Genomic DNA, 14,552 nt, shown 5'->3' with positions numbered 1-14,552 from the left:
GCTTTTGACGATTGTATTTCTTAGTTCATCAATATTTTTGCATAGATAATTAATTTTGTATACACACAAAACCAATATATTATGAGAAAAATAATTGTTTTGTCGATGATTTCGTTAGATGGAGTAATGCAGGCTCCGGGCGGACCAAAAGAAGATAAATCAGACGGGTTCAAATATGGCGGCTGGACGGCACCCTTTGGCGACGAAGCTTATAGTAAAGCTGTAGCAAATGAACTAAAACCCGCAGATTATCTTTTGGGCAGAAAAACTTTTGAAATCTGGGAAAAATACTGGCCTAAAAACGCTGGATTCTGGTCGGGAATTAATGAAGGCAATAAATATGTTTTCTCTAAAACCAGAAAAAAATCAGACTGGAAAAATTCTAATTTCATCAAAAGTCTGGCCGATATAAAGAAACTCAAAAATTCTGAAGGTTCAGACATTCAGGTTTGGGGCAGTAGTGAACTTATTCATTTACTATTGAAAAATGATTTAGTAGATGAACTCAGATTAAAGATTCACCCGTTACTGCTTGGCAAAGGAAAAAAGCTGTTTGACAATACTGCGCACCCGTCAGGATTTACTTTAACAGAAAGTACTGTTACAACAACCGGAGTTATTTTGGCCAGTTATAAACGAGCCGGAGAAGTAAAAACGGGAAATGCCGGAGAAACTATTAAATAATAATTTATCAATCGAAAAATACCAACAAAACATGGAGAATAAAAATAATGTACCTGTCTTTACTTTTACCATCACAGCAATCATTGTAGGCGCAGCGCTGTATAAGCAATTTGACTTTGTGACACTAAAATTTGAGAAACCGGCGCTGGCAATTGTTTACTTCATAGTTTTTGTTTTTTCAATTTTTGTTCTAATTAAAAACTTCAAAAAACGAGCAGGAAAATAAACGAAATCCGGCTAAAAAAACTCAACAAATAAACCTGTTTCTTTACGAAACAGGTTTTTGCGTTTAATGATATTTATTAAAATAAATTATAAGTAACATTTTACAATAATAAATTCTGCATTATAAATTTTACAATACTAATCTTATTTTTTTGATTAAATTTGATATTAATCATTCAGAATTTTACTATATGAGACTGCGAATATTTTTATTGTTCATTTCTATTATTTCATTTAACATTCATTCTCAATCTTCAACAAAAGAAATGATTGATAGTTTAAATAGTATTAACGATCATGAGAAAAAAGCGGTGTTGTGTAGTAAAATAGCATTAAAACTTCAAAATTCTGACTGGGACAGAGCCATAAAATATATAGAACTTGCTGAAAATGAAGCAAAAAAATCAGAAAAATCAGAACTAACTCTAGCCCAGGTTTATGTTACGACCGCTAAAATGTATTCGTCAAAAGAAGTTTTAGATGTTGCTTTGCAATATTATTTAAAAGCTCATGACATTTACAAAAATAATGACAGCCCGGAAGAAACGGCCAAACTAGAAAATAATCTCGCAATTATTTACAGTCAGGGAAAAAATAAAGAAAAAGCATTACAATATTTCTTAAAAGTATATCGCTATCAAAAGTCAAAAAATGATCCTGTTAAGTTTGTAAAAATTTTAAACAACCTAGGTACTATTTATTTAAGTAAAAATTTAGACTCTTCATTATATTACTACCATAAAGCCCGCGTAGTCAACCAAACCATAAACGACAATAATTTAAAAATATATGTCTCTACCAATCTGGCAAGAGCTTATGCACTAAAAGAGGATCAGGCAAATGCCGGGTATTATTTTAATAAAGCTTTTTCTTTAGTAAAAACCACAGATAATAATTTAGTACAGGCATTTGTCTATGAATCTTTTGCTGATTATAATTTAAAAGAAAAACAATATGATGCTGTAATTCTAAATGCAAAAAAGGCGCTGGAATTATACAGGAAAAATGAATATAGTATTTCGGGTTTAAACCTTAACAAAATACTTTATCAAGCATATATAAATAAACAGGATTATAAAAATGCTGTTTTCTATTTTCAGAAATACAATACGATCAATGACAGTATACATATCGAAGAAAAGGCAATAAATCTGGAGAAGATTAAGCTGGAACAGGAGTACAAAGTACGCAGCCAGATAAAATTTCTTATTGAACAAAAAAAAATGTTCAAATACTTTATAATTGGATTGATATTAATTTTAGGCACATTAGTTTTAATTATTCTCTTAATAAAATACCGAAAAACAAATATTAAAAATCAACTCGAAAAAGAAAAATTAAGAACAAAGATGAAAGTATTAAGTCAAAACCTAGATGCTAAAAACAAAGTTCTTATAGGAAAAGCAATGTCAGAAATACATCGTACAGACAGTATCAATGAAATCCTGAATGATCTAAAAAAAATAAAACTCAAAACCATCAGCAAAGAAGTACAGCAAGCCATTGATTTAGTTTTAAAGCGTTTGGAAAAAAACTTAAATACAAATAGCTGGCAGGAATTCGAAATAAGTTTTGAACAAGTTCATAAATCTTTTTTTTACAAATTAATCGTAGATTATCCTTCTCTTACCCCAAAAGACCGCAGATTATGCGCTCTTTTGTACCTTGATTTAACTACAAAAGAAATCTCTCAAATTACAGGGCAGTCTTTTAAATCGATCGAAAATGCGCGGACCAGACTACGCAAAAAGTTTGATTTAACTAACGAAAAAGTAAATCTGTCTACCTATCTAAACACATTATAATTCTATTTAAGCAAAGATAAAAAACCAAACTAATCGACTGATTTAGTTTGGTTTATTTTTTATTGAGTGTTTTTTAAGTAGTATTTTTTTATCTGCGAGTGTTTTTGTAATAGTGCTTTTTTTCAAAAAAACTGGCATCCGTTCTATATTTACTAAATCATGAAAAGAAAAAGCTTCCAAAAGCTTATACCATTTTTTTAGAAGAAACAGCTGCCAAAAAGATTAGCTCTCCTGAAAATTCTGAAAAATTACAAAAGTCAACCCCCAAGTTGATTTTTAAACCTGCGTTTATGAAGATGGTTTTCCTAATAAACTATTATTCAACGCAATTATTATTTACCAACAAACTATAGTATTAATTTAAATTTAAAAGAAATGAACCACATTTACTTAAAAATCAAGTATTTGTTTATTTTGTTAAGTTTTTTTACCTGTTCTGTAGGGACGGCACAGTCAATTTTTCAAAATACAAATAAAAGCAGTACAAGCACTGCAGCAATGTCTGTTACAAACAATACAGAAAAAAAAAGTGACAAAAAATCGAATTCAGGCCCGGACAATGATGCAGATAATCTCTTTGCTCAAAAAGATGAAAATATAAAAGGTATTGAACTTTCTGCAGCAGAAAGCGAATCAATCAAAAAACAAGTACAACAAAGCCAAAAATTATTTGAAAAAAAACTTGCTGCCCCTTCTGCTGGCAAAACGCAAGATTCAGTCAGTACAAAAGTTAAATCATTTGCCAAATCCTCCAATTTAACTGCAAAAAATATATTTGAAGTTAAAAAGGGAGACTTTGATTTAACTGGAGCCGATAAAATGCAGTTAAAATCAATTTCTGATAATCATGGCAGAACCCTTGCTACTTATCAGCAGCTGCACAACTCAATCCCGGTTGAAGGAGCGATTTATAAGGTTAGGGAAAATAAAACTAAAATTGAAGCCTTTGGTTCTGCTGCTAAAAAATTGCCAGCAAACAGCAATTATAAAATAAGTGCAGCAACAGCTTTACAAAATGCTCTTAAAACCGTAAATGCCACACAATATATTTGGGAGAGTACAAAATTAGGTTCTTTACTTAGTAAAAAAATAAGCACAAAACCAAAGGGGGAACTCGTGTATGTTGGTCCTGAATTTTCTTCTCAATTAACAAAATATCATCTGGCATGGAAATTTGATATTTATGCAACTAATCCACAGTCGAGCCAGACTATCTATGTAGATGCCAATTCAGGAAAAACAATATTGACTTTAGATTTAAACCGTGATGTTAATATTCCGGGACAAAGCCCTGGTAAAGGAAGGGCAAGATATGCCGGAGATGTGACTTTTAATACGAAACAATATTCTGATGGTTACAGACTAGAAGCAATTCAAGGAAAATATAAAGTTCCCATTTTTACTTTAAATATGAATCATGCCAACCGTGCATCAGATGAAGTAATTACTGAGTTTATTGATGAAGATAATATCTGGAACGAACTCTACAATAAAAATCATGACGAAGCGGCTATAGATATTCATTGGGGTATGCAAAAAACCATTGATTATTATGCTGAAAAGTTTAACCGAAATAGTGTTGATAACAACGGAATGGAAGTTATTGGTCTTGCACATTTGGGTACTAATGTCGACAATGCTTCATGGACAGGCGGCTGGGCACAATTTGGAGACGGAAACAATAACTCACCTTTTGTTGGTCTGGGTATTACTGCTCATGAGCTGACACATGCTGTAACACAATTTTCTGCAGGTTTAATTTATCAAGGAGAATCGGGTGCTATAAATGAATCTTTCAGCGATATTTTTGGTGTGTCTGTTGAATTTTATGCTGGAAAAGATACTAAAGAAAACATTTGGATGCTGGGCAATGAAATGTATAAACATGGAAGCATGCGAAATATGTCGAACCCAAAAGCGCAAGGACAGCCTGACACTTATGGAGGGGAAAATTGGGCAGATCCATTTAACATTGTCCTAGATAATGGAGGCGTACACATTAACAGTGGTATTACAAATTACTGGTTTTATCTTTTAAGTGAAGGTGGTCAAGGGGTAAACGACCTTAATAATAGTTATGATATAAAAGCTATTGGTCTTGCTAAGGCAGAAAAAATTGCTTATTTAACACTTACCGAATACTTATCTCCTTCTTCAAACTTTAACGATATGCGTCAGGCAACTTTAATGGTTGTAGAAGATTTATACGGATTAAGTTCTGAAGAATACAAACAAGTTACTAATGCATGGTACGCAGTTGGTGTTGGAGCTCCATTTACAGAAAAACAAATAACACTGGTTTCTGTTCAAAAGCCTGCTGCTAGCTGCGGTCCATTAAAAGGTGATGAGCCATTTTATATTACAATTAAAAATACCGGATCTGTTGTCATTAAAGCAAATGAAAGTCTGAATTATAAATTAAGATTAATGATACAATCTTTTGGGGGCAGATTTAAATCTCTTTATACTAATGACAGTACCATTAGTTTTGATAAAGATCTGGGTATAGGTGAAGAAACGATTATAAAAATACAGGATCAGCTTCCGTACGAAGTAAGCGCAACAACTGTAAATTATATCGAAGTTAAACTTGACTTTAAACCTATTGAGGAGTTTGGTCTAAAAAATGGGGTTTCTTTTGTTACGGATTTAAAAGTTCCTCCCGGTCAAAAGGATTTTGATCTTAAAGTGACAGGACTAAATCTAACAGAATCCTCAGGATCAGCACTTTCAGCAAGCCATCCGTTAGCTATTACTATCTATAATTTGGGCTGTAAGGACATACCTGCAGGTTCTCCACTAAAAATAGGATATCATAACACACTTCAGCCAAATGAAATAATCTGGAAAGAGATCACGCTGGAAACAGCTCTAAAAATGAACTCAGAAATGACAATTCCTTTTGATGGAACCATCGATTTATCTGCAGCAGGCGTGCATACTTATGAAGCTTTTGTAACATACAGCCTAGATCCCGTAACAACAAATAACAGCATAATTAATGCAGTATACAGCGGTATGGTAACTGCATTTCCATATCATGAAGGCTTTGAGGGAACTCCTGGCGGATGGTATTCAAAATCGATACTTACCAATCAAAAATTTATATGGCAGCCAACTCCATATTCATTTAGAGATACCAACTCAAAATATTTATGGGTAACTGTTAATCTTGCTAATTATGGAGAGAGAATGGGCCTTAATGCTGATTTTACATTACAATCGCCAATGTTTGATTTTACCAATGTCACTTTTCCGTATGTTGAGTTTGATATAATTTCACTATTTCACAAAGGATATGACGGGTTAATTGTAGAGTATTCTGAAGACAACAAAAACTGGCAAAAAGTTACTGGTATAGATTATCCAGAAACAATACATCTCAACAATTTACTATCTGGGCCTTGGTTTACAGGAATAAACAATGACTTTAAAAAAGCACCAATAAGAGTACATTTAAATGAACTTGCCGGTAAAAAAGGGGCAATTCGTTTTCGTGTAGTTACAGATGATTATTACGATGGCTTTTTAGGGGCATTTATAGATAACATTTTTGTAGGTAATGCCCCTTATGATTTAGAACTTATTACTGCAAACATAGATGCCGGAACTTGTACTATTACCAATGATAATGCTACTATAAAAGCTCAAATCATTAATAATTTTGCAACAACAAATGAACTGGTAAATGTTACTGTAAAAATATTGGATAGTGAACAAAAAGAAGTCTTTTCTAAAACTGAAAAAGCCAAATTAGTTTTTGCTAAATTCAGAGATACGATAACCTACTCTATGCCAAATATTAATTTGAAAAATATAGGACAAAATACCATTTCAGTTTCTGTTTTTCCTGATCCCGAGAGTAAGGACATTAAACCGGATAATAACACGACTACTTTTGATTATGATAATTGGAGTAATGCCGATATGAAAGTATCTGTTCTTCCGTACATAATGGATTTTGAAGATGCTTCTAAATACAAAGGATGGAGAACTTCTGAGAACAAAAACGGCGGCGGCTGGAAACATGGAACAAATACTGATCTAGATTCTCCGGGATGGCGTATCAAAGAGCATACATATTTTATGGCCAGCAATGACGATAAATGTAATTGTGACTCATCAAACGATATGTTGATTTCTCCTGTGTTTGACTTAAGCAATTATAAAGAAGCACATTTAACATTTGATGGTTTTGGTGATGGTGCAGGACTTTCTGATGGATATGTAAAAGTAAGTACAGATGGAGGTAAAAATTGGAAAACTATATTTCAAATGCCTTATATCAATAATTGGATAGAATATCAGGTAGATTTAAGTGCGTATGCAGGAAATCCTTGTGTTCTTGTAGCATTTCAGCATGATGACAATGGATTGTTTGCCAGCGGTTTTGCTGTAGATAATATTCAAATTAAGGATAAAGCCGAATATTTGCAGTTGTCTAACTTAAGCGTGGCAGAAAACGTATATCAAGATGTACCGTCGCACCAATTTTTTATAAGTGCCAAAAATTTATTTTACAATGTAGTTGATAAAATTACTATCGAATACCAGATTACACAAAATGGTAAAGCGATAGGAGAACCAATTGTATCAGAAAGAAATGCTAATTTATTGCAATATCAAACAATTGCTTATCAAATAAATGGTCTGCCAGAACTGCCGGCAGGAAATTATGAGATTACGGTAAAATTATTTGGAAACGGGCAAACAAAAGAAAAAGCAGAAAGTCTTACACAAGCGTTTCAAGTTATCGCAAAAACACCAAATTTAGATTTTGAACCTTTTTCTAATGTATCTCAAGGCAGCCTGTTTGGATCAAAAGGATTTGTTTCTAATCAAAGTGATGAAAATTATCCGTGGCGAGCAGTTGTTCAGCCTGATAACACCTATTTATCACTCCCTAAAAAAGACCATACCGGCGATGCTGCTGCAACTATGCTATATAATCAGTTAGAAAATTATTCGACTTATGGAGAATTGATAACGCCATTATATACCTTATCTGACAAAGCAACAGCTTTAGAATTTTATTATGCTATGCAAAGTAATTATCACAATGCACTTATTGTTGATATTAAAACAACTGGAGGTGAATGGCAGGAAATATGGAGAATTACTAAACAAGGAATTTATGCTGATATGGAGTGGCAAAAAGGAACTGTGAACTTACATAAATATGCGGGAAAATCTGTAATGTTTAGATTTAGACATGCTAAAGCAGCCGGATATTCTTATATGGTTTTTGATGACTTAAAAGTAATTAACGACCCTCTTTTAGATGTATCTGTTCAAATTCTGTCACCTAGGGATATTTGCGGCGGGTCTGAATTTAAAGTTAAGCTGACTAACGAGGGACAAATTGCAATAAAAGAAAACGCTATTCAATTAGATTTAGAATATGCTAATACAGATGAAGCCATTTCAGAATCTATTAACGTTGCAATTCCGGTTGGTCAAAGTATAGAATATATTTTCAAAAAACAGCCTAAGCTCGATACAAGCGGCAATTCTCACGTTTTTAATGTTATAGCAAAATTAGAGAATGACCTTATTCAGTACAATAATGAAGTAAAGAATTATATCTATCAGGAAGTATCATCAGATTTTAAAATATTTGACAACCCCGTTATATATGGGTACGCAGGTAAAAGCTTATACATTGATTCAGGAATTAATTTTAACAGTAAGAAATTAGATGTCCTTTCTTATCAATGGAGCACAGGAGAAACCACAAACGGTATAGAAATAAGTAAAGCAGGAGATTATACTGTAACCGCCGTAATGGAAAACGGATGTACCTTGACAGGAACCATAACTGCAGTATTCGACACTTTTGAATCTGAATTAGTAAGTGGTAATGTATGCGGTCCAGAAGTTGTTTTATCTCCAGGAAATTACAAATCATACGAATGGTTTGACGGCTCAACAGAACCTACATATACTACAACAGAAAGCGGTAATTATTATGTAACGGTTTACAATGAAAATGGTATTGGTAAAATATTCAATACTACTATTTCTGTTCTCGAAAACAATATTATACCAGAAATTATGGTTGTGGGTGAAAAAAAACTAACCGCTTCAGTCGAAGCAGCTTCATACCAATGGTATTTGAACGACAGACCAATACCAAATGCAACCCAAAAATCAATTATTACAATTTGGGAAGGAAATTACAGCCTGCAAATTACTAATACGAACGGCTGCAGCAGTACAATATCAGCACCATTTGATTCAAAAGGTATGATGCTGGGCAAAATAACAAAAACGTTTAGAGCATTTCCTAATCCTGTTATAGATAACCTAAATATCTTTTTAGCAGATAAGGCTGAAGGAGAAACACAAATCAAAATTTACACCACAGATGGTAAAACTGTGTTTAGTAAAGCATATGCGAATATTCCTTCTAACATAAATGTGAGCGCACTAAGCCACGGAGTTTATGTTTTAGAGTGCAGTGTACAAGGCAAAAAATATACCGCCAAGATTATTAAAAAATAAAAATAATGCAGAGTGGCAGCTCTACTATTTTAGAGCTGCCTATCTAAAAAACAAAATGCAATGAAAAAATCAATGCTAATTTTAAGCGCACTGTTTTTGTGCGCCGCAGCTATAGCTCAAGATCAAAAAATTAAAGTGGGTTTAAAAGCAGGTTTAAATATTTCAAGTCTGACTTGTGATGAAAGCGAATTAAATTCATCAGCCAAAACCGGATTTACAGCAGGCGCAATGGTCGAAATTCCGCTTACGAAAAGAATTTCGCTTCAGCCAGAATTGCTGTACAGCCAGCAGGGAACCAAGCATTCTTTTTCTGATGAAGATGTAATAAATTCAAACTATAAAGGTACTATCGAATTGAATTACTTAAACATTCCGGTTATGCTAAAATATTTTGTACTAAACGGATTAAGTCTGCAAGCCGGACCTCAAATAGGAATTCTTTTTAATGCTAAAAACAAGTACGAGGATAATTTTTTAGGGTATCAAAACAAGGATAGTTTTGATTTGCTTAATTATTCAAGCGGTATAGATACCTCAGTAAATTTTGGATTAGGTTATCAATTCAAAGATAAATTTTATACTGACTTAAGATATAATATTTCGTATTCGAATGTTTTTAAAGAAAGTGATGTTAATCGTTTCATAAACAATGATATGAAAAATAGGGTTTTTCAAATAACGATTGGGTATTTTTTTAAATAAAATATAAGCAAACTCTCAGAGGTGGTATGAAAAGAAAAACACTTGATTTTCAATATATGTCATTAGATTTAAACAAACTAAATCCAAATTTCTTAATTAAAAACTCGCACTACTGGTGCGAGTTTATGTATGTACATGTTTAATCACTTTTTATTGGAAATGAGTGATCAATTATCACCTGAATTTGCAATATAACTATTATTTTTAACAGCAAGTCTTTATATTATTTAATTAAAGTTCAATGTTTTTAGTTAAAATTATTATTTTTGAATAAAAACCATCAATGCACAATACAGCCACTTTTCACCAAAGAATAACCTTCGCAGGTTCACTTATTGCTATAGGAATTGTCTTTGGAGACATTGGAACCTCACCCCTATATACACTCAATGCCGTTTTTCATAACCGTATCATTACTGAAAGCATAGCTCTCGGGAGTTTAAGCTGTATTTTTTGGACCCTTTTTTTTCAGACAACCCTAAAATATGTCATTATAACACTGCAGGCAGATAATAATGGTGAAGGAGGTATTTTATCTCTATATGCTCTAATAAGAAGATACTGGGGAAAATGGCTTATTTTTCCTGCTATGGCCGGAGGTGCATTCTTAATGGCTGATGGTATTATTACTCCTCCAATATCTGTTGCATCGGCTATTGAGGGAGTACAGAATGTTATTCCCGGCTTTAATACCGTACCTGTAATTATTGGAATTTTAATTGGTCTCTTTATATTCCAGCAATTTGGTACAGATAAAATTGGTAAAGTTTTTGGGCCTGCAATGGTAGTTTGGTTTGGTTTTATTGCCGTAATCGGAGCCATTTCCTTAAGTGAAAATTTTGCTGTATTAAAAGCTCTAAACCCATATTATGCATATAAAATGTTAGTTCTTGAACCAAAAGGTTTTTGGCTTTTAGGAAGCATCTTTTTATGTACTACCGGAGCAGAAGCACTTTATAGTGATATGGGGCATTGCGGCAGAAACAACATACGTATCAGCTGGGTTTTTATAAAAATAGCACTTATTTTATGTTATGCCGGACAAACCGCATGGCTTATGGGGCATGTAGGAGAAACTATTGGCAATGTTAGTCCATTTTATCATATCGTTCCTCAGGAAATATTCTGGCTTTCATTGATTATTGCTACAGCCGCTACTATTATTGCCTCACAAGCCCTGATCAGCGGCTGCTTTACTTTGATTAATGAAGCTATTCGTCTTGGTTTATGGCCAAGGCATAAAGTGTTATTTCCAGGAAACATTAAAGGACAGCTTTATATTCCTGCCATAAACTGGCTTTTAATGATCGGTTGTGTTTTTATGGTGCTCCATTTTAAGGAAAGCACCAAAATGGAAGCTGCATTTGGATTAAGTGTAACGCTTACCATGATTATGAGCACCCTACTAATTTATTATTACTTACGCGCTAAAAGAGTACCGATAGTCTGGGTAATACTCATTACTTCACTCTTTGTCTGCATCGAATTTAGTTTTCTTATTGCCAATCTTCAAAAAATTGGTGAAGGCGGATGGATTACGTTAGTTATTGGATTTACGCTTTTCATAATTATGTACATTTGGTGGAAAGGCCAGAATACAAAATCTGCACTCATGGAGTTCACAGATATAGCAAATTATCTCCCTTCACTCCAACAATTAAGCACAGATACCAGTATCCCAAAATATGCAACTAATATTGTATTTCTCACCTATTCAAAAAGCCTGCACAAACTGGAGAAAAACTTAATAAATTCTATATTTAATTATGGTACTCCAAAACGCGCAGACAATTATTGGTTTGTTCATGTCAATGTTCTGGACGAACCTTATGGAGTAAATTATGAGATTGATACAATTGTAAAAGATGATATATACTTTATAAACTTTGATTTAGGATTTCGCGAAGAACCACGGCTTGATTTATTCTTTAGAGAAGTGGTAAAAGAAATGATTAAAAATAAAGAAGTTAATCTTCAGGAAAGTAATGAGTTCAAATACAAACACTCTTCCTCTATAGGAGATTTTAAATTTGTTGTAAGGGACAGCTTTTTGTCTTATGATAACAATATGCCGTTTTGGAAAAATTTTATTATGAAAAGCTACTACAATTTAAAATATTTGGCAGTAAAAGAAGAAATTAATTTTGGTTTGGATCAAAGTAATCTTATAATAGAAAAATATCCATTAGTTGTAACTCTTCATAAAGGTTCTAAATTAAAAAGAAAATCTTCCACAAAGCATCCAGCAAATATCTGAGGATTATATCGAAAATTAATTTAGTCTTTCCTCTTAAACCATTCATTTTGAGAAACATATTATCATTTTGATAGTATTTATTTGGTAACAGAAAATTATCCGAAAAAATAAACCATTGATAATGAGTTATTTAGAATACAAGCAAATTAAAGGTACTATGTTTGTTATTATCCTGAAAAACCTAAATCATTATGAATCAGCTAGAGAAAAAAGACATTCGGGGTAGTAAAAAAGGCAGCACAAATTTAACCTGGAAGGGAAAGAAATTAAAATCTGCCCATTTGTTAATTATTTCTTATACTATTATACTATTTTTTGCATCTATTTTAAAAATTGCGAGCCTATAACATCATAGGTCTAAGCAATTAATTTGAACGTCTCTCCGCATACGCTAAACATTCAGAATGTAAGTAGTATGGAGAAAAACTGTGAAATCAATATTTTACGGGCTTTTTACTTTTTTTGCACCCGTGATGGTTACAGAGTTCGAACCATTTATTTGAAGATTTGAAGATTTGAAGATCCTAAGTAAGATACAATTATTCTTCCTTTTAAAATTTTTATAGAATCTAAAAAAGACATGAAAAAACCTATTTCGTTACGAAATAGGTTTTTGTTTTTATCATCTATAAACATCTAATTGATACTATATCTACCGAAATCACATGGCCTTATACTGAATATTGCTTCAAAAAACATTCTAGAAATAAGTTTTTTAATTCGTGATGATGGACGATTGGTGTTTTCTCAGTGTCGATGACGAGGCTCTTTGAAAATTCTTTTTGATGCCATAATGTAATAAAATCTTTGTTTTTTGAAATGATATGTACAGGGGTTTTGAACGAGTTTTGATCAGTTGTTATCATCGGCGGCTGGTGATCTCCGAAAATGACAAAAATAGTATCCTGCGACTCGTTTAAAATTAAGTTTTCAATGGTCATTAATTGATATTTAATGGCTTCAAAGTAATTCTCTTTATTATTGTTTTTTGGATCAGTTGGTTTATAATGTTCTAAAGAAGTGGTATTACAATCTTCCCATTGATCCAGGAGTACTGTGGGGGTATAAAAATCGTAATGAGAATTGAGAGTTTCTACAAAAAAAGAGAGAGGCTTACCCTGGTTTTTTTCTTTCATAATTTGAATTGACCGATTGAGAAAGTACTGATCTGGTGCTGACTCAAAAATAAACGACGGACCTGTATAATTGAGATCTTTGTGGGTAACGACATCTTGTACATCTGCAAATTCTAAAATTTCTTTCCATGGCACTTTTAAATTTTCAAACCCTCCAATTCCTGAAACCAGGAAAGTGTTGTATTGAAATTTTCTTAATACCGTGAAAACGGATTGCACAGGATATTTATCCCTTAGCTGGGCTAATTTACGGTAAAGGGAATCTGTTTTTATTTGTATGCCTTTGAGAACGGAAAAAAATGCCATCCATGAGCCGCCACCGCTTACAGGTGAATTTGATAAGAAACTTGCCGCGTGCCATTGGTCACTTTGAATTTTTTGGTCCATGGTTTCCAATAGTTGAATGTACGGCTGGGTATAGGCTTCGTTTTCGTATAAAATGGCTCCGTAGGATTCCAGGGCTATAAAATAAATATTAGGGCTTTGCTTTAGTGTTTGATCTTTCGATAATATAAGCTGAGTTTTGTTATAAATCTGAGGTATTAAAGCTATCTCGTTCTTTGCTTTTTTACTAAAAAAGACATTAGAACTAATTAAAAATGAAAGAGCCTGAATTCCCATACCTGAATAGTGTTCAAAACCGCCCTCTGTCTGCAAATAAATATAGTTTATACGGCGAAAAAAAAAGTGTCTAAGTGGTATGAATACAATAATCGATGCGAGTATCTGTAATATTATGACATTCGTATTTTGAATTTGTGCAAGCATTATGGTGTTTAACTTAATAATAAGAACTAATAAAATTAAAAAAACACCAATACCAAGTAGTAATTGTTTTTTATAGCCGGCCCATGCAATTTTTAAACCTTCTATAATGAGCTTAAAATCAGAACTAATCGCAGGAAAAGTGTTGTAAATACCATAAATACTATAGTGATAGTAAAACACAATTAAGGTAAGTATGTAATATATTTGATATGGAACAGCTACATATTGAAAATTAATATAATTTTTCAATATTGACAATAAAAGTATAACTATTGCGAACTCTATGTTTAGTCGAAATATGTCTTTATTCATTCGTCCAAATAATGCTGCCCTTGCTAATCGCAAGCTTTTTTGCCCGAAAATTTGATCTATAGGCAAAAAGGTAGAAGTTTCTTTATTGAAAAAATACAAAGGAACAAATAGCAAAAAATTAAGGAATAAATAAATAGTAACTGCGATCATATTATTGTT

General features: G+C 32.6%; 7 protein-coding genes. 6 read left to right on the top strand and 1 reads right to left on the bottom strand.

The genetic code is table 11. The features are described 5' to 3' along the window. Positions 1-81: 81 nt before the first annotated feature. The 6 genes from LUU93_RS13470 (at position 82) to LUU93_RS13445 (ending at position 12,177) form a co-directional block, all read left to right on the top strand. Positions 82-684, top strand: coding sequence for a dihydrofolate reductase family protein (locus LUU93_RS13470; protein ID WP_232681655.1), 603 nt, complete (start codon positions 82-84; stop codon positions 682-684). 31 nt (positions 685-715) lie between these two features. Next, positions 716-910, top strand: a complete 195-nt coding sequence (locus LUU93_RS13465) for a hypothetical protein (RefSeq protein WP_232681654.1) — start codon at positions 716-718, stop codon at positions 908-910. Positions 911-1,100: 190 nt separating this feature from the next. Continuing rightward, positions 1,101-2,714: a tetratricopeptide repeat protein gene (locus LUU93_RS13460; protein ID WP_232681653.1), complete on the top strand. Its 1,614-nt coding sequence runs from the start codon at positions 1,101-1,103 to the stop codon at positions 2,712-2,714. A 375-nt stretch (positions 2,715-3,089) separates the two neighbouring features. After that, the gene (locus tag LUU93_RS13455; RefSeq protein ID WP_232681652.1) at positions 3,090-9,218 is read left to right on the top strand and encodes a M4 family metallopeptidase; all 6,129 of its coding nucleotides are present in this window, start codon (positions 3,090-3,092) and stop codon (positions 9,216-9,218) included. A 60-nt stretch (positions 9,219-9,278) separates the two neighbouring features. Next, the gene (locus LUU93_RS13450; RefSeq protein ID WP_232681651.1) at positions 9,279-9,920 is read left to right on the top strand and encodes a porin family protein; all 642 of its coding nucleotides are present in this window, start codon (positions 9,279-9,281) and stop codon (positions 9,918-9,920) included. 283 nt (positions 9,921-10,203) lie between these two features. Continuing rightward, positions 10,204-12,177, top strand: a complete 1,974-nt coding sequence (locus LUU93_RS13445; protein ID WP_232681650.1) for a KUP/HAK/KT family potassium transporter — start codon at positions 10,204-10,206, stop codon at positions 12,175-12,177. Positions 12,178-12,848: 671 nt separating this feature from the next. Here LUU93_RS13445 and LUU93_RS13440 read toward each other — a convergent pair. Further along, positions 12,849-14,543: a sulfatase-like hydrolase/transferase gene (locus LUU93_RS13440; RefSeq protein ID WP_232681649.1), complete on the bottom strand. Its 1,695-nt coding sequence runs from the start codon at positions 14,541-14,543 to the stop codon at positions 12,849-12,851. Positions 14,544-14,552: the final 9 nt, after the last annotated feature.

The sequence above is a fragment of the Flavobacterium soyae genome (assembly GCF_021245985.1).
Lineage (GTDB): Bacteria > Bacteroidota > Bacteroidia > Flavobacteriales > Flavobacteriaceae > Flavobacterium > Flavobacterium soyae.
This window is presented reverse-complemented; position numbering and strand designations above follow the sequence as displayed.